The 22,530-nt window shown below is 34.3% G+C and carries 22 protein-coding genes; 18 read left to right on the forward strand and 4 right to left on the reverse strand.

Annotated features, from left to right (window positions below; all coding sequences use genetic code 11):
• Positions 1 to 120 precede the first annotated feature (120 nt).
• Positions 121 to 525 (reverse strand): hypothetical protein, encoded by a 405-nt coding sequence (locus tag MHM83_RS04670; RefSeq protein WP_239178615.1) that lies wholly within the window; start codon positions 523 to 525, stop codon positions 121 to 123.
• Between the two features lie 221 nt (positions 526 to 746).
• Here MHM83_RS04670 and MHM83_RS04675 point away from each other — a divergent pair, with 221 nt between their 5' ends.
• From MHM83_RS04675 to MHM83_RS04760, 18 genes are all read left to right on the forward strand, one after another.
• Entirely contained in the window at positions 747 to 1,676 is a 930-nt protein-coding gene (locus MHM83_RS04675; RefSeq protein WP_159612932.1) for a T9SS type A sorting domain-containing protein, read from the forward strand.
• 794 nt (positions 1,677 to 2,470) lie between these two features.
• The gene (locus MHM83_RS04680; protein ID WP_159612918.1) at positions 2,471 to 4,258 is read left to right on the forward strand and encodes a ParB/RepB/Spo0J family partition protein; all 1,788 of its coding nucleotides are present in this window, start codon (positions 2,471 to 2,473) and stop codon (positions 4,256 to 4,258) included.
• A gap of 250 nt (positions 4,259 to 4,508) precedes the next feature.
• On the forward strand, positions 4,509 to 4,670 hold the full coding sequence (locus tag MHM83_RS04685) for a hypothetical protein (RefSeq protein ID WP_159612916.1): 162 nt from the start codon (positions 4,509 to 4,511) through the stop codon (positions 4,668 to 4,670).
• Between the two features lie 17 nt (positions 4,671 to 4,687).
• Positions 4,688 to 5,524 carry a DUF932 domain-containing protein gene (locus MHM83_RS04690; protein ID WP_159612914.1) on the forward strand — a complete coding sequence of 279 codons (837 nt, stop codon included), beginning with the start codon at positions 4,688 to 4,690 and terminating at the stop codon, positions 5,522 to 5,524.
• Between the two features lie 108 nt (positions 5,525 to 5,632).
• On the forward strand, positions 5,633 to 6,049 hold the full coding sequence (locus MHM83_RS04695) for a hypothetical protein (RefSeq protein ID WP_159612912.1): 417 nt from the start codon (positions 5,633 to 5,635) through the stop codon (positions 6,047 to 6,049).
• Between the two features lie 353 nt (positions 6,050 to 6,402).
• Positions 6,403 to 6,807: a hypothetical protein gene (locus MHM83_RS04700; RefSeq protein ID WP_239178617.1), complete on the forward strand. Its 405-nt coding sequence runs from the start codon at positions 6,403 to 6,405 to the stop codon at positions 6,805 to 6,807.
• A gap of 114 nt (positions 6,808 to 6,921) precedes the next feature.
• Positions 6,922 to 7,689 carry a DUF6577 family protein gene (locus MHM83_RS04705; protein WP_159612908.1) on the forward strand — a complete coding sequence of 256 codons (768 nt, stop codon included), beginning with the start codon at positions 6,922 to 6,924 and terminating at the stop codon, positions 7,687 to 7,689.
• A complete protein-coding gene (locus tag MHM83_RS04710; protein ID WP_159612906.1) occupies positions 7,682 to 8,791 on the forward strand; it encodes a nucleotidyl transferase AbiEii/AbiGii toxin family protein in 1,110 nt (369 codons plus the stop codon). Before MHM83_RS04705 ends, MHM83_RS04710 begins: the two co-directional genes overlap by 8 nt.
• A 5-nt stretch (positions 8,792 to 8,796) precedes the next feature.
• Positions 8,797 to 10,215, forward strand: coding sequence for a hypothetical protein (locus MHM83_RS04715; RefSeq protein ID WP_159612904.1), 1,419 nt, complete (start codon positions 8,797 to 8,799; stop codon positions 10,213 to 10,215).
• 1 nt (position 10,216) lies between these two features.
• Positions 10,217 to 11,128 carry a hypothetical protein gene (locus MHM83_RS04720; RefSeq protein WP_159612902.1) on the forward strand — a complete coding sequence of 304 codons (912 nt, stop codon included), beginning with the start codon at positions 10,217 to 10,219 and terminating at the stop codon, positions 11,126 to 11,128.
• A 738-nt stretch (positions 11,129 to 11,866) separates the two neighbouring features.
• A complete protein-coding gene (locus MHM83_RS04725; protein WP_159612900.1) occupies positions 11,867 to 12,211 on the forward strand; it encodes a single-stranded DNA-binding protein in 345 nt (114 codons plus the stop codon).
• A 75-nt stretch (positions 12,212 to 12,286) separates the two neighbouring features.
• Positions 12,287 to 12,736 carry a JAB domain-containing protein gene (locus MHM83_RS04730; RefSeq protein WP_159612898.1) on the forward strand — a complete coding sequence of 150 codons (450 nt, stop codon included), beginning with the start codon at positions 12,287 to 12,289 and terminating at the stop codon, positions 12,734 to 12,736.
• Between the two features lie 11 nt (positions 12,737 to 12,747).
• The gene (locus MHM83_RS04735; protein WP_159612896.1) at positions 12,748 to 12,945 is read left to right on the forward strand and encodes a hypothetical protein; all 198 of its coding nucleotides are present in this window, start codon (positions 12,748 to 12,750) and stop codon (positions 12,943 to 12,945) included.
• A gap of 432 nt (positions 12,946 to 13,377) precedes the next feature.
• Entirely contained in the window at positions 13,378 to 13,758 is a 381-nt protein-coding gene (locus MHM83_RS04740; RefSeq protein ID WP_159612894.1) for a BfmA/BtgA family mobilization protein, read from the forward strand.
• 11 nt (positions 13,759 to 13,769) lie between these two features.
• Positions 13,770 to 14,801 carry a MobB family relaxase gene (gene mobB / locus MHM83_RS04745; protein WP_239178619.1) on the forward strand — a complete coding sequence of 344 codons (1,032 nt, stop codon included), beginning with the start codon at positions 13,770 to 13,772 and terminating at the stop codon, positions 14,799 to 14,801.
• Positions 14,802 to 14,806: 5 nt separating this feature from the next.
• Positions 14,807 to 16,387: a type IV secretory system conjugative DNA transfer family protein gene (locus MHM83_RS04750; RefSeq protein ID WP_159612890.1), complete on the forward strand. Its 1,581-nt coding sequence runs from the start codon at positions 14,807 to 14,809 to the stop codon at positions 16,385 to 16,387.
• Positions 16,388 to 16,590: 203 nt separating this feature from the next.
• Complete coding sequence (locus tag MHM83_RS04755; RefSeq protein WP_239178621.1) at positions 16,591 to 19,695, forward strand: HsdM family class I SAM-dependent methyltransferase; 3,105 nt, start codon at positions 16,591 to 16,593, stop codon at positions 19,693 to 19,695.
• Positions 19,696 to 19,698: 3 nt separating this feature from the next.
• Positions 19,699 to 20,319, forward strand: a complete 621-nt coding sequence (locus MHM83_RS04760; protein ID WP_159612886.1) for a hypothetical protein — start codon at positions 19,699 to 19,701, stop codon at positions 20,317 to 20,319.
• 107 nt (positions 20,320 to 20,426) lie between these two features.
• On the opposite strand, the gene MHM83_RS04765 is transcribed toward MHM83_RS04760, so the two are convergent.
• The 3 genes from MHM83_RS04765 to traM all read right to left on the reverse strand — a co-directional run bounded on the left by MHM83_RS04765 (position 20,427) and on the right by traM (position 22,504).
• Positions 20,427 to 20,618 (reverse strand): hypothetical protein, encoded by a 192-nt coding sequence (locus MHM83_RS04765; RefSeq protein WP_239178624.1) that lies wholly within the window; start codon positions 20,616 to 20,618, stop codon positions 20,427 to 20,429.
• 70 nt (positions 20,619 to 20,688) lie between these two features.
• Entirely contained in the window at positions 20,689 to 21,543 is an 855-nt protein-coding gene (locus MHM83_RS04770) for a DUF4138 domain-containing protein (protein WP_159612884.1), read from the reverse strand.
• Between the two features lie 31 nt (positions 21,544 to 21,574).
• Positions 21,575 to 22,504: a conjugative transposon protein TraM gene (gene traM, locus MHM83_RS04775; RefSeq protein ID WP_159612882.1), complete on the reverse strand. Its 930-nt coding sequence runs from the start codon at positions 22,502 to 22,504 to the stop codon at positions 21,575 to 21,577.
• Positions 22,505 to 22,530 lie beyond the last annotated feature (26 nt).

The raw sequence follows: 22,530 nt of genomic DNA on the forward strand, positions 1-22,530 counted from the left end.
GATAATCGCTATATCTTTTTGTTTGGAAAACACATAAGTTATTAAATACTGAATAAATAATATAAAAAAGCAGATGCTTGGGTAGTAGAGTAGTTCCACCATATTAGTGTTAATGTATCATTAGTTTCTGTATACTTTTCTTTCTGTTATTTTTTCATCATATTTTTCGATAAAAATGTCGATTTGGTCATTATTTAATTTACCATCTATGGTCATTACGTCTTGTTCAATAAGCCATTTGATAAATGATTTATTCCAGTAGCCTAGTGTGGTTTCTAAGCTCTTTTTAGATTTGACAAATAGTATTTTTTTATAACCATCATTAATGTTGCTCACAACATTAATAATTTCATTTTTTGTATGTAACTCATAAATGACATACTCATTATTATGAGACTTCTTTGCATATCTCAATGTCTCTTTACCATTAATAAAAATGACATTATTTTTCATTTTTACTTTTTGAGCATGACAAACTGTTAAAAATAGAAAAAAGGAACAGATTAAAATTAGATTGTTTTTCATATAAAAATTGGAGTAAACATTGATATTAAAAAAGGTTGGTCTTTTTAAAAACATTGCTAAAATAAATCATCGACTTACAAAAGGTTTCAAATTGACTGAAAATAGGTTTAAATACCGTTTGTGTACCATCTTGATTCTTTTTTTTCAAGTACCCATAGTTCATTTTTTAAATTTAGCATCAATATTATTATAGATAAACATTAAATAAAATTTTGAAGATTATGAAAAAACTTTTACTCAATTTATGTGCAATTATTATTGTAAGCAATAGTATTCTGGCACAGACAGAATTATACTTTGAAGACTTTGAAGATATTACAGATATGGATGGATATCAGCTTAAAGATGGCTCTAGTAGTGACATACCATTTCAATCTGCAAATTCGGGAACAGATTATATTTTGAGAGATACACCATCGACTTTTAATATGCCAACAGTTGCCACTGGATTTACAGGTATGACAGTAGGGTTTGAAGATGTTGATGTTGCTGGAGGTATTTCAGGTGTACCATATATACAAACAGACCAAATTAATATAACCAATTATGAATCTTTAAATTTTGAAATGCGCATTGCTGCACCACGTGGTGCAGATGGAAATCGCTTTGAAGTAGGTGATGAAGTTAGAATTGAAGCTTCAATTGATGGAGGAGCATATAACGTAATTGGAAGAGCTGGAGGAGCAGTTAATAGAAATTATTATATAGATGTAAATAATGATGGGATTACAGGTTCTGGAGACGATGTTTTATTGACAGCAGTTTCACAATTAATGAATTTTAATATTGTTGGCACAGGGAGCACATTAGATTTAAGAATTTACTTAAATAGCCCTGACCCTCAAGAAGAAGTAGTTATTGACGACATTAAAGTACAAGGAAGTAATACTTTGGGAACAGATAGTTTATTTTCAAAGCAATTTAGCATTTACCCCAACCCTACTTCTAGTAAAGTAAACTTGAATTTTAAAGAACAGTATAAATACATTACTATTGCTGTGGGAAATGTAATTGGTCAAAGTATTCTAGTAAAAAAATATAGTTTGATAGATCAAATATCATTTGATATAAACGGTAAGCCTGGTATTTATTTTATAAAAGTTTCAAACAATTTAGGCGAATCGTCAAAAATAAAAATTATAAAAAGATAAACATATGTCAACAACGTAAAAAATTAAATCACGTGTTCTTACAATTTGATTTACTAAGATCCTTAATCTATCAGATAAAATGGAGATAATATATAGTTAACGGGAATAGTATTGAAAAGTTGATTTTTCCTATTAGTCTATAGTTCTAGCTTAAGTTATAATATAACAATACAATTAAAACAGAAATAATCAAATTATATAATACTTAGATTTGATCATTACAAATACATTCCATTTTTAAATTTAAAATGAAGATTTAAATTAATGAAAAAAAGCAACATATTTATTCTCGGCATAATGTTTTTAATACTTGGATTGACACTTTTTAATAACCAAAAGTTATTACGATATGTTTTTATTGGTTTAAGTATAGTTTCCTTTTTTATTTCGATAAAAAGGAATGAAAAATAAAAACTTCACTAAGATATGTGTGATTTTTTATCTGTTTTGAGACTACCTACCAAAGCCTTAGAGAATTTAATACGGTTTTTATCTGCAAATTCAGTTGCTATAACATGCAACAAAATTATGCATAAAACGATTTTAGAATAATAGAATGAAACTAACCGAAAGAGTATCCAATTAATTAAAAAGTTTAATCGTTCTTTTTGTTAGAGGTTTTTTATCATACAATATTCCCGAAAGTTAAACTCGTAAAATACTTCCATCAAAAGACTACGGCATAAAGCCATCGCTTCTGCCCCTACTCATTTATTCCGTTTCCTTTTGAGCCAAGATTTTATCTTCCGTTTGGTTCACTGCTCAAATATTGTTTAATCTAAAATTTGAGTATTATGACAACAAAAGCGAGTACCACAAGAAAGCGTAGAATTACAACGACTACTGCGAAGAAAGAATTGAACGGAAAGAAAGTTCCGGCACTTCAAATTGAGAACATTCCCATTGGCAAAATCAAGCCTGACCCTAAGCAACCGAGAAAGACCTTTGATGATAAGCAGCTACAACAGCTTTCGGATAGCATCAAGGAATTTGGGGTATTGCAACCAATAACGGTTCGCAAATCTGGAAAGGACTTTATCATCGTAATGGGTGAAAGACGGTTTCGCGCAAGCAAAATAGCGAACAAGAAAACGATTCCCAGTATCGTAAGAACTTATGAAAACGACGAAGTGCTTGAAGTTCAAATCATCGAAAATCTGCAACGAAAGGACGTAGAGCCTACCGAAGAAGCCGAAGCGATAGCTTATCTGAGTGACAAGTATCAACCCTCTGAAATCGCAAAGCGTTTGGGTAGAACGGATAATTTTATCAGACAACGTCTCAAGCTAGCAGGATTGATTGATGGCTTCAAACATTTTGTACGCAATGGCGAAATGACCATTTCCTTAGGTGTCGGTGTAGCGCTCTTTACACCAGAGGAACAACAGATGATGCTGGAAACAATGGGTGAAACTTTTAATGCGCATCAAATAAACAAGATGATTAACGATCAAACCTATGATTTAGAAAAGGCATCATTTGATGTTACAAATAAGACTTTGGTGCCAAAAGCTGGTTCGTGTGTAGAATGTCCATTTAATGCGGCAAATCAAGGGAATCTTTTTGGCGAAGGTAAAATGGTTTGCGCTAAATCGGCTTGTTTTGAGACAAAGAAATCCAAATCGTTTTTGAACTTGATTGAGAAAACCAAAAAAGAGAACATTCTTTTAATTCCTGAAATTCGCCTGTATTGGGCAGATGAGGAAAGCAATCAGCTTATTATTTCCCAATTGGAAAAAAATGGATTTAAAGTGTATCTACTAGATGATGTTGAAATTATCGAAAATCCAATTGAACCTACAATAGAAGCCATTAAGATTGAATATCAGCATTACGATTATTCAGAAGATGAACTTAAAGCGGAATTTGATGAAGCGATGCAGGATTACGAACAAGCATTGATAACTTACAATTCTGTAAAGGATAATGGATTTGTAAACGGTATCATCTTTCATCCTGAAACTTACCAACACAAAGAAATTTTCGTAAAGGTGAATGAGAAATCAGAAAACAAATCAATTGATTACTCAACACCATTGGCTAACAGAAAAATGGCAGATTGTACGCCCGAGGAACAAATCATTAAAATCAACGAAAGGGAAACCCGTAAGAGGCAGATTGAGAACAATAAGCAGTTTGAAGAAGTTGTCAAAATGATTCGTGAGACAGATTATATCAATACCAAGAAAATACTTTCGGTGGATGAAATGGTAGCATTCTCAATTTCGCTTTTTGAAAATAATGTGGACTATACAAGCCAACAGAAATACTTTTCAGGATTGTTGGGCGATACATCAAAAATGACCAGAATTGATGTTGCGGAAAATTTCAAGAAGAACTTTAAAAAGGAAATCTTCCACAAATTGATCCGCTACATCCTCACGAAGCAAGTCCATTTTGGCGAAAGTAATCACGTTAACAATCTCACGAATATTTCATTCTACAATGCGATGCAGGGATATTACAAATCCAGAATTGCAGACATTGAGAAGAGCTATGCTGAGAAACGAAACAAGCGTGAAGCACGTTTGAAAGAGCGTATAGCAGTTCTTGAAAAGAAAATTCAGGAACTCAACGATTAGCTTTTGTTGTTTGAAGAAGGGTTGGCATTCGTGTCGGCCCTTTTTCTTTTTTATAACATTAAATGGGTATTAAGAAAAAAGTCAATCAATATCGGTGCAAAGGTAAACTCGTAAAATGCACCCATCAAAAGACTACGGCATAAAGCCGTTGCTCGCATCCATTTCTGATTTATTCCGTTTCCTTTTGAGCTGTGATTTTAGCTTCCGTTTGGGTACTGCTCAAATATTGTTTAACTAAAATTTCAACATTATGAAACAAGTATCAACAAAGGTGAAGATTTCAGCCCAAGAAACCGAGGCACATTATCAATCTAGTAAAGAAAATTACAAGATTGAAGGTGCCGAAAGTCATCTAGCCTACTACAGAGAAAAGCATCCAGAGTATTATGCTCTTCTATCACAAAATGTTTAACCTTAAATTCAGAAGCTATGTATTTACAAAATTTACAACAGGATGAAATTTTTGTTCCATCAGAAATGAAATCCTTAAAAACCTTAACGCAGATGGAATCTCGACGTGGACTTGAAAACGTCATCATTTCAAATGGAAAAATTGTCAATGTGGTATCGAACAGCTACGGCCACATCCCAAACCAACTGTTTTTTAAGAAAGCAGAAGAAATGTTGATTGATGCTGGACTGAACTACCACAAACGTACTATCAACAAAATCGATAGGTCGTTCATTACCGACTTTATCATTGACGACAAAAGCCAGTTTACGGTCAAGAATGATAAGGATTTGATACTGCCGATGCTTCGGTTCAAGAATTCATATGATGGAAGCGAAAAGACCTCTGGCCACTTTGGTTTTTACCGAAAAGTATGTTCCAATGGTCTTCACGTCTCACAGGCTGAAATCGAGTTTTCGATTAAGCACAGTAAGAATAATACAGACCTAATAATGCCAAGGTTGAATAATCTGTTTGATAAATTTCTGGATAACGAGTTCTACACCATCACCAAGAAATTCGACAAGATGAAGGAATTTAAAATCATCGACACCAAGGAATTTGTAAAGGCGATATTGGATAGAACGAAGTTGTTCCGCTATGAATGTAGCGACAAGAACAGCGACCCATCGAAGAAGTCGCGTGAAGTCATAGAAACTCTAAACTATGAGGCCTTATTGCTCAATGAAGAACCGAATTTATGGTTAGGTTATAACGCCTTCAACGCAGTATTGCACAACACGTTAAAGAAAAGCTTTGGCCAACAAGAGCGGTTGGACAAGAAACTCTTTGATGAAGTCTATGCCCTGGCATAGATTTAGAGGTTTATCCAGTACCTATCTAAACTGGATTTTTTCTTTTTAATTTTCAACTTTTAGGCGGAAACAAATAATAAAGTATATTGTGCATTATTAACTATAGTTGTGGAAAAGCTTACTGAAAATAGAACTATTGAATTATTGATGCCTTTTTTGGTACAACAAGGCTACGCAATAGAAAGTTTCTGCTTGGGACAAACTAGAGGTTATGATATTGTTGCGGTAAAAAATAATAGGAAGCTATTCGTAGAAGTAAAAGGTGCGAAAGCGCATAACGATTCACCCACTAAGAAACGCCCATTTTTTAATTCAGGCCAAATTAAATCACATTTGGGAAAGGCTATAATAAAATGCCTCGAAACCAAAGTCGCACATCCTGAAGCGACAATAGCTATTGCCCACCCAGAGGACGAGCAAATTAGAAGAGCAATCGATGGGATAATTCCAGAGCTAAATAAAATAGGAATTAGTCATTACTGGGTAAGTGCCAATGGAACTGTTCAACTTGATTCACACACTTAAATTTGAACCACTCTTTAACTAAATCATTAGACAGCATATTCAAATTCTTGGAAAAGAACCGTGAATTTAACCATACTGTACAGACAAAATCATATTACCGTTTTTTGTCGCCATATAGCAGTACGCAAGAAAAAGTATATTCCCTTCTACATCATATCGTAAATACACAAAGCAGACCAAATATAAACAGGCTCTCAGATTTTTTTCAAAAGATATATACCAACCAGCATCTCTTAACAGGCTTTCGCAATTTTGTTGAGTTTCTCACAGAAAAAGAGTGCGAAGAATGTAATTACGAACTGCTGTTTAATGCACTGTTGAAACAAGATGGTTGGGGAAAAAAGACATCTGCATTGTTTACAAAGACCATTTACCACATTCATAGGGGTAGTTACGACCAATCATTACGAATATGGAATGATGCCCCACAAGAGATAGATTCCAGCGAAAAATTCTTTTTGCCTGTAGATACGGTGATTGAAGCAATCTTTTATAAACTTGATTCATCAGAAAAATGGAATTTTGATAACATCAATTCCGTTTTACAACAAATCTATTCATCTGAGCAGATGGAAATTTGGGATGATTTGTGGTTTTGGGGTTTTATCACACAATTGGGTTCTGGTTTACAACGAGAACATATTTGGAACGAACAAAAATACTGGGCATTGCTTGAGACCGATAAAGACAAGATTGTTATTGAAAAAATACAATCAAAATCTTTGGAATTTCTGTCAATATTGAACTCTGACCAGTAATCACTTTAATAATCATTAATCAAAATTTTACCACTTAATTTTGATAGTGGCAATAATTTGTTTTCAAATATTTACCACTTTTTTGTATTTTTGGCAATGTTTTGATTTTTAATTATGCCAAAAATTATAGAAAATAGACTCATAGAAGCCTTTAAGAACCGTAGTTCATTCAATAGGGGTGAACTATATGACTTTTATCTCGATTTTGAACCAGACCTCAAAGAGAATACGTTTGGTTGGCGAATCTATGACCTTAAAAAAAAGGATATCATTAAAACAATAGGACGTGGGCTATATGTTATTTCCTATAAGCCTAAGTATAAAGCCGTCCTGTCTGATAACATTTATAAAATCGCTCGCAAGACCAACGAGCGTTTTGAGGATATAAAATATGCAATCTGGGAAACCCAATGGCTTAATGAGTTTACCCAACACCAAACTTCCAATCAAATAATTATTGTCGAGGTAGAAAAAGAGTTTATAGATTCATTCTATTATTACCTTAATGATAATCTGAGAATGGATTTTTTCCTAAATCCAGATGAGAAGGAAATTCAGTTTTACATTTCAGAAAGTAATGTGCCAGTTGTTATTAAGCGTTTGGTGACCAGGGCACCCATTCAAAAAATAAAAAACAAGAAGGACGTTGTAGACATAGCCACACTAGAAAAGATAATGGTTGACCTATTTGCAGATGAAAACCTCTTTCATTTTTACCAAGGTCCTGAAATGGTACATATCTATGAAAATATCATAGACAGGTACAGCATCAATTTTACCAAGATGTTCAGCTATGCAAAACGACGTAAAAAAGAACAGGAAATCAAACAATTTATAAGTAACCACATTCCAGATTTCTTAGAAGATATACCATATGATTGATAAAAAAAGTTTTACAAAGGAATGGCTGGATAACTTTCGTTCAAAAAAAGAACATAAGTCCATTAACGTTACTATTTTAGAAAAAATGGTTCACGCATTGTCCCTGTTGGAACATTTAAAATTAGCCGGACTTGATTTTGTGTTCAAAGGTGGTACATCACTTGTGCTCTTGCTAAATGAAGGTAATCGATTTTCAATCGATATCGATATTATTTCGAGTATCGAGCGTAAAGAATTAGAGGCAATATTAGATACGGTAATAGCCAATTCACATTTTACAAAACACGTATTGAACCAACGTAGAAGCTATAAAGAAGGTGTGCCAAAGGCACATTACACATTCGAGTTTCAGTCGGTGTATAACCCAAATGTGCCAGGAACTATTCTATTAGACATTCTTTTTGATAGTCCACACTACCCAGAACTTATCGAATCACTAATTGAAACACCTTGGCTCTCTGTTGATGGAATAGTAACAACGGTAATGACACCATCCATTAATGCCATATGTGGTGATAAGCTAACTGCATTTGCGCCAGAAACTATAGGTATTCCCTACTATAAACAAGACCAGCTGTTTGCAATGGAAATCTGTAAACAATTGTTTGACTTGTCAAAACTATTTGAAAGTATTACGGATATGGCCACAGTGAAAAAAAGTTTTTCTGCTTTCGCGAAAGCAGAACTATCTTATCGCAGTTCGGATGCTAATTTTAGTAAAAGGAATCTCAGTGATAAAGATGTGCTGTGGGATTCTATAAATACCTGTGCAATTATTGCACGACGAGAGCGCAATCTAACTACTGAAGCAAAAAAGAAATTTGCGGATTTAAGTTCCGGCATACGAAGTTTTGGCAGTGCATTTTTGATGACAGGAAATTTTAGAATTGAAGAAGCATTGTCAGCATCAGCCAGAGTCGCTTATTTGAATGCCATACTGCTACAAGAGGAATTAGTTGAAATAGAATATTATAAGAATCAGGATACCAGCAAACTGGCCATAAAACATCCAGATTGGGCATTTTTGAACAGATTAAAGCGACAACCGGATAAATCCATATTTTATTATTGGTATAAGACGGTAGAATTATTAGTAAATTAACGTGAATGGAATTTAAATATATCATAGAAATTTGTGTCGCTATCGATATTGCAATTTTGGGTATAGCATACCCTATTATCGTAGACAAAATATCCAATATTGGTTATAAGTTTTCATCAAACTATTTGGCCAATGCTTTTGAAAGTGAATTTCCACAGACCAAATTTCTTGGAATACTACCAGGAAGATCAAGAAGAATAACAGTTTTTGAGTGGGTTTTATTCCTTACAATCGGATCATTTATATTCCTAATATTAGACCTCGAACCTCTTTTTTGGAAGGATTACTGGTGTATGCAAAACTCAGCTAGAATCTTAGTATTGCTATCAACAATTGCATTGGTTGTGGTTTTTATTATTTGGTTAGATAAAGTATCACTCTATAATGGTAAGTCCACACGTTTGCTTACCTATATTATTTCCAAATACCGAAAGCTGGAGAAAGACGAAGATGACAAATTCTATTTCAAAATCATCAATGAACTGGCGATATTCGCTATCAGAACACAGGATAAGGGTTTGGAAGAAACATTAGTTACGTTCTACACAGAAGAATTTAACAATTACCGTGCAAACTTCATAAGGCCTAGAGAAGAAGAGAAACCTGATGGATTTGAAAACTTTAAAGTTGAGTTTAATCACGAATTTCATAATGGCATAAGGGAAATCATCAGGGAAGTTGCTAAGGGTAGAAATGAAGACTTGCAAAGTCTTGAATATTTTGTTGTAAGTGGTATATGGCTGATGGGGCAAGGCATATTTGAAACACCAATCTCTAACGAAACCTACAAGGAGCTTTGGCGAAATGTTGTACTCATATCAAACAATGCCAAATTTGTGGGGAACTATTGGGGTACGGCACATCAATATTTTAGTTTTGGATTACAACGCGTGTATGGCACTAACTACAACTTTGAAACCCACACATACGATAACCAGTCATTAATAGATAAAAGGGATAACGAAAGAAAACGTTTTTTTGAGTTCCACTTGGCATTAGGCGGTTTATTGATTTATCAGAAAAACTATGAGGCTATTAAAACGCTGTTTACATATACACAGCATCAGCCACCAAAATATGTTCTGTTACCTAATAATATGACAGAGATTTTTACTTGGTTTAGTAGTTTCAAGGATGAATTTGGTAGAGGATATTATCCTATTGATTTATCATATCCTTTCCCAGGATTGGATAATTTAGGGAACAGAAGGCGCGTTACTTTTTACATATGCCAATATTTAGCACTGCTCTTTTTAAGACAATTTAAATTAACCGAATATAATACCTACGATAACTTCACTGCGCAACCTACCTTACCTCAGACCGAAGTATTGGAATTATTACGTTGGCAAGAATCCATAAATTATTTCAGGTTCTGTTTGAAAAAAGTATTGAAAGATAAAAATCTCTTAAAGACAATATAATATGAAGAAGAAAGAGATAAAGAAACTAAAGGCGAAGTCATCAAAATTTATAGATGTTCTCGAAATATCCATTGAAAAAGCTATTGAAGATGCAAGATTAAATGCAGATATTGACTATGATAAAGAATGGGATTTTCTAGTCAATTCTAAAGAAGCCATTGTAAAAGCATTAGAAAATTTTGATAGTATCCAGAATTCTGCTGAAAATTTTGATGGGCAACCTACTATTTCCTTCGGTGTAAATGGTACAATGAATCTGTTTCAGAAATCTGCGTTTACATCCGGAGATATCCCGCATCTTAATGCGGACACTATATTATCCCAACAGATAGTGTACCAGAACATTAATTATTACATTCCAAACGCATTTCTATCAGCTAGAAAAAAAAGGTATCTTCTTCGTAAAGATGACTTGGTAAAAGGAATTGAAAGATTAGGTTTTGATGCAGAAAGAGATGTGATTATAGCAATGAATCTAAATATCTATGGGATAGATGATTTTAATAAAATTGAGGATAAAATTATTAGTATTCCATCTACAGGCCTTAAAAATGTACTGTTCGTTTTACCAAAAGCTGATTTGCCTATTCTAAAACATAAGGACCTTGATGTTGATGAACAAAAAGAACACCAACTAGGGATATTAGATGAAGATAGAAAAATTTACGGCTCTTTAATCGACTTAACACAAGATGGTAATTCTAAACATAGGGACAAATGGAAAAATTCCAACATAGATTTTGCTACCGATTTAAAAGTACAACTCACCATTGCTTTTATTACGGAAGTTGTTTGGAAAGCCAATGCTAATGTTGTTCAAATCAATATTGAAAACTCATTAAAGGAACAGGGAATCGTAAACGAACTATCAGATGTAGAAGAACTGATACCTAAAAGAGAAGATAAAAATTAAGATTAGAAATCCATACCAATGAATGTAACTGGAAAAGGAGGATTTAGTATTGTTAACCACTCAGCACATTTCCCTTTATTTAGTTCCTTCCTGCCGAAAAGGCAGGAAACACTTCATTCCGAGAAAAGAGCTTCACTACAAATATCTTGGACACAATCCCCAATTTTAGCTTTCCACTCCGCTGACCCTTCCCGATACGCTGGGAAGGAACATTACATTACTTAGCCAAAATTGTGAATTAAGTCCGCCTTTCATCGGAAAGCCATCACTTCGGTTTTCTTAACAGAATTTACGGTAAGTCCTTCTTGAGTGCTTCCTCGAAAATTCTTAAAAACCAAATTGCTGTCTTACACATTTTAAGGGGTTTATAATGGATAAAGCCTTTATTGTTTTTCGGGTCGTCGAAAAACAGGCACGACATAACCAATTCTAGTTTAATCACAGCTACTTGTTTCGCTTAACTGTCGGTACGCTCAAACGCAACTGCGTTTAAAAGAACTGCTAATGCCCTTATGGAACTTGTCAAGACTATACGAGTTTTAGTGAAAAATAAGGCTTCTACTTCCTTGAAATTCCAAGGAATTTACTACGTCGCAAACACACCTGATTTTACACTAAAAGTCTTGACAAAACCCACTCTATCCATTGTGCGGTGCACGAAAGAAAAGAACAAACACCCCTTAAAATTTAATCACAGTTGAATTGAAAAGGGAATTATTAATCTTTAAATCTTTTATTATGAGTACTATTAAAAATCACGTACAGTTAATTGGAAACGTTGGACAAGAACCAACCATTACGAACCTTGAAAACGGAAAGAAAGTAGCCCGTTTTTCACTCGCCACAAATGAGTATTACAAAGACAGCAAAGGCGAAAAGCAGACAGATACGAATTGGCATACAATTGTAGCTTGGGGCAAGACTGCTGAAATTGTAGAGAAGTACGTGGAAAAAGGAAAAGAAGTTGGAATATCAGGAAAACTAAAATCCCGAAGCTACACAACTGATGATAACGAACAACGCTATGTTACGGAAGTTGTAGCTGATGAAATCCTATTACTTGGAAGCAAGGGAGATAAGTAAACCTAAAATGAAAGAGGGCGTAACCGTCGAAAGATCCGCCCTCTTTTTTTCATTCACACTTTAATTAAATGCACAATGAAAGCACAAGTTAACGAAATAAAAATAAGTTATAAAGGCGGTCTAAAATCCAAAGATTGGATTCAGGTTTCGTCTTCTGCACAAGCTGCGGAAGTCCTTTTTCAAAATTGGGATAAACGTACAATGGAATTACAAGAGACGTTTAAAATTGTACTCTTAAATAACAGTAATAAAGTGAAAGGTATTTGCCAAATTTCACAAGGTGGAATTGTAGGAACTTTAGTGGATATGCGCATACTATTTGCAACTGTATTAAAATCACTTTCGGTAGGTTTGATATTAGCACATAATCATCCAAGCGGTAAATTGGAACCGAGTAGAGCAGATATAGAATTGACTAACAAAATCAAGAAAGCTGCATCTGTTTTTGATATTCGATTGTTAGACCATTTGATTTTTGCGCCCAATGGCGATTACTATAGTTTTTCAGATAACGGAATTTTATAAAGAAAAAGACTATGGTATATCTCAATTTTACGGACTTGAGCGAAGAGGCTCAAAACCGACTTTTAGAAATTTCTAAAAAAGATGTGGAACGAAAATTTGGGGATGCTATCCGCAAATACGTAAAGGAAAATTATACCTGTTTTGAAACAATGATTGAGGAAGAAGCGATACGTAATTTATATACCTATAAATATGTGTTCAATATATAATTTAGTTAATTTTTAAATCCAACACCTCTGATTTTTCAGAGGTGTTTTTGTATGTAATTCAAATCGGATTCAAGAAAAAAAAATGTATCTTTACATTGCTGAAATTCAGCACGCAAACTAAAGTAAGGTTATCCAATTTTGACTTTCGCCGATACCCTTACACATCGAAAAATAACATATCGGAAAATCATTTTCCTTAAAAAAGGCAATCGGCTTTTTAGCCGGATTGTATGGATTTTTGTCCCGCGAGCGGGACGAAAAGGAATAGCAAGAGGGTAACACGCTTCGCGATGTTTCAGATTCCTTTCTGCTTTTAACAAACTGTAAATCAGTTAATTAAGTTTGTTATGGTTTCCTAACAATCAAAGATTTGCGACAAACGGGCTGAGAACGTCCATTTTTAGGGGAGATTTTGCGACAAATCGGCAAAATATGGACTCATTTACTGGAATTAGATTCAAAAAAGAAACTGCAAAACGTTTCCAAACTTTCTCACGCACTTACTTCAAATCGCACACCGAGGCAATGGCCACGATGCTCGATTTTTTCTTCTATAACGAAATTTCGCCAAAGGAAAAGTTAGGCCCGACAGGGCGAACTATAGAGGCCAAACTTTTAAAAAGAATTAATGCTATTATCGCCATAATGAGGGATGTTGAAAAGACGCAAACCAAACCAACTGTAGCTATGATTCAATCCCTTTTTGAAACGGAAGAGTCAATCAAGAAACCGCTTATTATAGAAAAGAAGTATGCAGAAGAAAAGAAAGAAGTACGCTTTTGTGAAAAGCAAAGTTCAAGTAATCAACTCTAATTTTTTGAGCTATGTACATAACAATAACACCTCAAAAACTGGGTAACAATTATTCACAAAGTTCAGCTGATTTTGTCGAGTATTTAGAGAAGGAAAATGAAGGTTTGGAACAGCAGGATATGGAACATTTTTTCAATCAGTATGGCGATGAAATTTCGGCTGAAGAAGTAGTCAAAGAAATTGACGGAAACACAGCAAAATTAAAAAAGACAGAACCCAAGTTTTATTCGATTACGGTCAGTCCTTCAAAATACGAATTGAGAAAATTACAGAACAATAGCCAAGATTTAAAACGATACACCAGAGAACTGATGAAGGATTATGTTACCAGCTTCAATCGGGAAATCAATGGACGGCCGATTACAATAAACGATATAAAATACTTCGCTAAAATTGAACATCAACGAACCTTTAAAGGAACGGACAAGCAGATAAGAGAGAACCAGCCTTTTGCTACCAAAATATTGCAACTCAAAACGGAAATCCGAAATATAGAGGAAGGACGAGCTGAAGGGAATATTAAAAAGATGAGAACCAAAATTGCCAGATTGGAAAGTCAGGCACCACATCGGCAAAATGGAAAACGTATAGTTCAGGGAATGGTAAAAGACGGGAACCAAAGCCACATTCATATCATCGTGAGTAGAAAGGATGCTTCCAATTCGGTCAGCCTTTCTCCAGGGAGTAAGCACAAAGCTTCTGAAGTTGAAATGCACGGTAAGAATGTCAAGCGTGGTTTTGACAGGGATAAATTCTTTGAGAACGCAGAAAAAACATTTGACAAGACTTTTGGCTATAAGCGCAACTTCGCTGAGACGTACAAGGCACGGAAGGATTTTGTGAAAAATCCCAAGCTCTACTTTGCTGCCTTGATGAAATTACCTGCTAATGAAAAAGCATTGGCTTTTAAAATGATGAATAGAACCGGATTGCCCTTACCACCTAACATCCCTTTAAGCCAAGCACAAATTGCACTTCGGGTTTTCAAGCGCCTAAGACACGGTGCAGAAGTAGCCATAAAATCAAGTTCCATCGGAATCTAATTGGAATGCAGATAGATAATCTCATAACAACATTTTCAATTATTGGTTTTGCCAGTACTGTTTTTTATGCGATATTTCGGATAAGCAAGTATGCGTTTCTTTTGAATATAGCAATGCTTTTATTTCTCTTATTTTATATTTCTGAAGGGAATCAATTAGTATTGGTATTGTTGTATTTGGTGTGTCCGCTAATGCTAATTAATACAGGAATGTATGTTTTTCTGCATAAATCTGAAGACAAACAAAATGGAAATACTAAATACCAAGTCAGTTTTTCTACTAATAAAGGAAACTTCAAACTGGATAATATTAAACGTGGCGCATCCGTCATCGGATCCGCCGGAAGCGGAAAAACTGAAAGTGTCGTATATGGATTTCTAAAGCATTTCCGTAAAGAGAATTTTTGTGGAATTATTCACGACTACAAGGATTTTGAACTTACTGAAATGGCATACCCATTGTTTAAGGATAGTGATATTCCGTTTAAGGTCATTTCCTTCGATAAAATTATCCATCGGGTAAATCCTATTGCACCTCGCTATATAGAGAACGAGGAAAGTGTAAACGAGGTGTCAAGGGTATTGATTGAAAATCTTTTGGAGCAACGAGAATCTGGAACAACAGGTACTACAAAATTTTTTAACGACGCGGCCGAAGGATTGATAGGTGGTTTGATTTGGAAATTGAAAACCGACTATCCCAAATACTGCACGCTACCACATTTGATAGCAATTTATCAGTTATTGGACACGGACAGCCTTATTCAGTTTTTGGAAACCAATACTACATCGAGAGCAATGGCAGATGCTTTTATAAGTGGCAAGGATTCTGACAGGCAAACTGCTGGTGTCAAAAGTACCTTGGCCAATGCACTAAAGCGCATTAGTACACAACGTATATTTATGGCTCTCTCTGCAGATGAAGTGCCTTTGAATATCAATAGCGAAGATAATCCTGCCATCATTTCCGTAGTGAACAATCCAAAATATGAGACATCATATTCGCCCGTAATTGCAACCATTGTTCACACTATTACAAAACAAATGAGTGTGCGTAATTCCAGACCTTCGTTTTTGTTGATGGAAGAAGCACCGACTATACGCCTTTTGAATATGCACCGTATTCCAGCGACCTTACGGAGCTATGATATCGCCACTATTTATGTAATGCAGGACAAAATCCAAAACGATATGATGTATGGCGACAAGGCAAGTAAGGCGATTTTAAGCAATTTGTCCTATCAGTTTTTTGGAAAGGTAAACGACCCGGATACTGCAAAATACTATGAACGCTTTTTTGAAATTATTAAAAACCCGACGAAAAGTATTAGTCGTGGGCATAATCTCGATTTTGATACACGTATTACGACTGGAGAAAAGGAAATTCCAAAGATAAGATCTGACGTTTTTTTCAGATTAAAACAAGGTGAGTTTATTACTTATGCTGATGGCAACGATAAGAAAGTTCAGTTTAAATTGGCTAACATTAAACGAGAGTTGCCAAAGGAATCGAAGCAATTTTCTCAGGCTGATTTAGCGGCGAAATTTGAGAGGGTTTATGAGGAAGTTAGGTCGATTTTTAAGTAGCTTTTTTATTAGTTTAATTAAAATATCATGGTCAGAATATGAGTGATGAATCTATACATAAAACGAGTAATTGCTTTATCCAATTTTTTGGAATATTTCCAAATAATAGTAAAACTTCAATTATCAAAATCACAAAATCATTTGTACCTTTGGAATTAATTTAGCTTATAACTAACTATCAAGTATTTTGGACAACTTTCGATATGATTAATTTTAATTTAATAGAAAATTTAGGTTTGGATAAAGCCGTATCTGTCACTTCGGATCCTATTCAAGTTTCTGATAGTCAAATGGTTGTAATTAATCAAGTCAAAGACTTCGGTATTGATGAAATTTACTTCAGTACTGATGAAAATAACAATAGTTTCCCCGCGGTTTTTTTAAAAAAGGTTGAAAGATTTGATGACCATGCGCTTCATCAGGTTGCGAAGGCGCAAAAAAAAATATGGAACTTCAAAAAGGTAATTTTTCTATACGTTTATTCGGAAACTGAAATCCGTATCTACAACTGTGCAGAAAAACCTCTCATAATCAAATCAGACGATTTTGACTATAAAAAGGAGCTTAAAACACTCGAAATTGAGTCTTACAAGTTCAAGGACAAAACCAAAATCAAACAGCTTCAAAACCTTTTTTCAACCATTGCCATTGATACAGGTATTATATGGACATTGGCGGAAGCCTATGAAATAAGAAAGAAGATAAGTCTTCAAAGAAGGGTTGATAAATACCTTGTAGAGAGCCTTACCTATACCGCCAAGCAATTGCAGGAAGAAGGGCTAGAAATTGACTTTATTCATAAAATAATAATGCGCTCTCTATTTCTTTTGTATTTGGAAGACAGAGGTGCAACGGATGAAAAATTTTATTCTGAAATAAAAAAAGGAGCTAAGTCTTATTTTGACATTCTAGACGATACTGATAAAACATATTCTCTTTTTCAAAAATTAGAAGAATACTTTAACGGTAATGTTTTTACAGTTGATAGTAATGAATCTATTTCCAAAGAGCATTTGCTGATTATCAAAAAGTGTTTTATAAATGGTAATGATAATTCCATTCAGCAAAATCTATTTGAAGATTTACGCCTATTCGATTTCAGTATTATTCAAATAGAATTATTGAGTGAAATCTACGAGAATTTCTTAGCTGAAATAAACCCTGCCTTAAAGCAAGATACAGGCACATTTTACACACCGCCCTCTCTGGTTGAACTTATATTGAATGAGAAATTACCAATATCTAGGTCGGAAAAAGAATTTAATGTTAAGGTATTAGACCCAACGTGTGGTTCGGGTATTTTTTTGGTTGAAAGTTTTAAACGGTTGGTCAAGCGACACGAAAATGCCAATGGAGAAAAACTTACGGACTTTAATGAATTGAAAAAACTACTTACGGATAATATCTTTGGTATAGAGATACATCCTCAGTCCATCAAAGTAACAGCTTTTAGCCTTTATCTGGCTTTGGTGGATAACTTAAATCCCAAAACAATTTGGCAAAATAAGGATTATCGCTTACCATATTTGATAAATGACCCTACTGATGATACCCTGTTTGAGCAAGGTAACAATCTGTTTCGAAGTGATACTATTCGGCAAAATCCGGAAGTAGAACAAATAGACTTTGATTTGGTGGTTGGAAATCCGCCTTTTGGTACTAAGAACCTATCCCAATCTATTCGAGATTATAGCGATAAATTTGGCTTCGCTAAAGAAATGGTTCTTCCATTTTTACACAAGGCGACAACCTTTTCTGAAAACGGGGAAATAGCATTGATTTTCAATACCAAAATCCTTACCAATACCAAGATAACATATCAAAATTTTAGGAAGTGGCTTTTCAACGAGTGCTATGTTGAGAAGATATATAACTTTTCTATATTGAGGAATGCACCAAAAGACTTTGGAGGTCAATTATTTGGTTCGGCTACAGGACCAATAAGTATTGCATTTTACAGAAAAAATGAACCAAAGAAAAAATCTAATACAATTGTCTATTATGCCCCTAAGACATACATTAAATCCAATGTGATAGAAGGTGTTAGCATTGATGGTACAGATTTGAAATATCTTCCTCGTGAAGAATGCAAAAAACCGACTTCAAAAATTTGGAAAATTGCAATGTGGGGTGGAATAGGAGATATTAATTTAATACAAAAACTCAATACTTCAGACAGTCTTGAACAGTTTATTTCGGATGAAAAAATTTACAGAGGCTCTGGGTTACAATTTTTGAATAATTCTACTAAGAATCCAAAAGTAGACAACGAAATTCCAAACAGATATATTGCCCCTTCAAATATTAGACGTTACGTTTCACATTCATTTTCAGATTTGAATTCTGGACTTACTCAGAGATCAAAGGAAATATATGCTAAATATTACGATGTACAAGTTGAGGACTTACCCACGATTAACGTGTTTAGGCGTGTGGGTGCAAAGAAAACTTATTTTGCGCCACATATTTTAATAAAGGAAGGTCTTTCTAATTGGAAAATTTGTGCTTCATACGAAGATGAAGCCTGTTCGTTTAACAGTAAAGTTTTAGGACTTAGTCACTCAGACTCAAAAGTACTCAAAGGATTAACTTGTTTTATAAACTCAAAACTTGCCTATTATTATCTTTTTTTATGTTCTGCATCTATTGGAATCGAGAGAGAAGAAATCAAACCAAATGAAGTTTATAGACTACCATTTTCTTTGACTAAAAAAAACTTATATCATCTTGCTAACATTTATGATAAGATGATAATTGAGGGATCTAAAATTTTCAACACTAACTCAAAAAAGTTTGAAAGGGAAATTGATAGGTATATCTCTAAATGCTTTGATTTTTCAATCGATGAAAGTTTAATTGTAGACAATTTTGTAGAATTCACAATTCCATTATTAATCAAGAAGCATCAATATGTCCTCGGTCCAACCAACAAAAATGAAATTCGAGATTATGCTAGAAAAATTTCAAAGTATTTAAACGACTTCGTGCAAAGCCAAAATCTATATGCTAACTGTACTGTTTATGAAAATATAAATCATTTTTCACCTTTAATGATAATCAAAATTATGTTTGGAGATTCTGAAAAGGAAGTTTCAATATCTACTGTAGATTTACAAGACATTTTGCGGGATTTGGATAAAGAACTATGGCAAAAGAAAGCAACTAATATCTATTTCAGAAAAAAATTAAACTATAAGACAGGTAACGAGATTTTTATTGTTCGTCCCAATCAGAAACGATTCTGGACTCAATCGATGGCGATTGAGGATGCTTCAGAATTAATACTGGAAATCCTTAATGAAGTATAATAAATGGGATTAAACAAAGTAATAGTTGCCAACTTCAAAAGAGGCTTTGAAGAAAAATGCTTTCAGCTGATAACAGAATCTTATGTTTCAGCTATGGAAACCAAGTTCATCAAACTGAACTGGGATGAAAATGACATTACTTCAGAATTACACGAACACATTAAGGAAAATCCGCTAAGATTAAAGTGGAGCATCGTTACGAATGTTGAGCAGCATTTACCGAAAGATGATATAGGTAAGGAAAAGGGGTTTGCAGCAAAACTGCCTAGAATAGACCTTAGATTGGTAACTATAAATTCATCCTTAGAATATGAATACTATATGGAGGCCAAAAACCTTAAAGAGAAAGATTCTGGCTTAAAACGACGTTATATTGATACTGGAATTAACAGTTTTGTTTCCAAGAAATATGAAAACGGATGCCTACTTGGGTATGTTCTTGAAGGAGATTTAAACAATACCGTGGATGGAGTTAATACACTTTTAAAGAAAGACAGCAGGCAGTCTGAATTTTTGAAACCTAAAACCAATTATTTACACGATAAGTATTACGAATCGGAACACGTTGATGATTTGGTGATAAGGCATTTTATGTTCGATTTTACCATTTTAAATAGTGTTTAAAAAGAGCCTTTTTCCCTAGGCCCTTTATTAATCACTTTCCACTGGCCATCTTCTTTAACCAATTTAAAAATACCAGGTTTAGGGTCATAGGCTGTGAAATATTTTATCTAGGTTATTTCACCAACCATAGCTTCATCAATAATCTTGAAGTCGGATTTTAAATTTTTATCCTGAACGAACATTTCTTGAATGCTGGAAAGATTCGCATAGCCCTCTGCAATAGTATGCTTTTTTAGAGAAACTTTATCACCGTAATAAAAACTTTCGGCAACAACTTTAGCAGTTTCAGTAGGAGACATATCTTTATTTCCTCAACAGGAGATGAAGAGCGACACAAGTAGACAAATGACTAAATTTTTCATAATACTATTAATTTGGGTTATTGATATATCTATGTGAAATTTTAAGTTCAATATTGCGCTCGCCGCCTTTCTCGTTCAATTCCAAAATTACCCTGCGCTCATTTGATAATGAGAATTTAGGCATCACGTAAACCAATCGTACCATTTTGCCTTCCACGATTTTTGAAAGCAAGAGATGTTTGTAAATAGGTTCTTGGTACAAACGCTGTAATGATTTTCTTTTTCCCTTTTGTCGCGTTTCGATTGAGAGGTTTAAAAAATTCAAATCGTAATCCATTGAAGAATTATTCTCAATCCGCATAACAAAGTAGAGCTCTTCTTTATCAAAAACAATATTTTCAATAGTCAAGACAATGCCTTGAGTACGCTTCTTAATTCGACCAACACGCTGGTTACTATTAAGAAGATAGGAGCAGAATTTTTGATAGTAATAAGTTCTGTTATCTATATTTTCTTCTGTAGAAACAACCTGAATCGAATCAGGTATTATTGGCTTTTCATTCCCAATACTACTCGATAATGGGATAAAATAATTGAGCTTTGACAGTTGCTTTTTATAACTAACAATATACGAAAAAATTGAACCATTTTTACTGACTACCAGAAGATTACTGTTTTTACCAGGCTTTGCCTGAAGTAGTCCAAAATATTGTTCCTTTTCACGATTATAAGTAAATACAAAATTATCCGAACCGGTTATGCCTTGGCGTATGGGTTCGGGGAAAAACAGGGCAACGTTTTTGGTGTCGTTTGCATAAATGGTATCGAGAACTAAATTTGTTTGCGATTTAGTCTGTGCCAAGCACAAGAGAGGTGTAAAAGCAGAATTGACAAGAGCTAAAATGATGATATATTTTTTCATAAGTGTGGTTTTTAAATGCCCATTAGGGACTTCATAATTTTGGTTTTAGAATTAATTTGTAATTATTGAGCACAGTTACCTTCACACTTCGGTTACTACGTCTGAAAACCTGTGTAATTCCACTTACTTGAGGAACAGTAGGAATATTGATGTCGCCAATAACATCATCTAAAACTTCCGTGGTAGCCTCTGCCCGAAAATTGTTTTGTACATAAATGCCCTCACTGCCATCCAATAAATCAAATGCCTTGAGTTTAGTAGGATGATGATTTATGTTCTCAATTTCGATTAAGGCACGATTTGGTTGAAAACTGATAAACCCAAAAACGGGTGTATTCTTTGGTATAAGCTTACCATTGATAGTTGCTGATTTGGTAAGCCGCATTCGTAATCGGGTATTCGCTTTGACAACCTGGTCGCCATCAACCACTACATAAATCGTTTCATCTGTGTTGCCAATTACCGAAACTTCATTGGGTTTAGGCGAAGCGGCAAAGAACAGTTGATGTTCCAGCCCCAATTCCTTAGCCAGAATTTTTTGTTCACGCTTTAGTTCAGCTGAGTCGATTCGTGGCGTGTGCTCTTGTACGACTTTTTTTTGTCCTAAGTTTCGATACTTCTTTTTAGAATATTGAATCCTACTAGCATTGTATATACTATCCACGATACGTTCTTTTTCGAGTTCGGGTAAATCAGGATTGTAAAGACCTGTGGAGTCTAAAAGTTTTTCATCATATATGCTAGGTGCGTTATTCTCGCGCACTTCCTTTAAATCATTGATGGCATCCAATTTTGAGTCATATTCTTTTTGGTTTTCGTCCAAGTCAGGTACTAAGACCTGTTTAAGATTCTCATTTTCAATATCGTCATCGCCCATAACCATCATAGAGTAGGAAATGAGGAATATGAAAATTACAGCTAATACAGATGCAAAGACGATTTTGTTCTTATTTATCTTCATAATTATAGTTTTTAAGTGCTTATTAT

The sequence above is a fragment of the Tenacibaculum sp. Mcav3-52 genome (genome assembly GCF_022347665.1).
GTDB lineage: Bacteria > Bacteroidota > Bacteroidia > Flavobacteriales > Flavobacteriaceae > Polaribacter > Polaribacter mesophilus.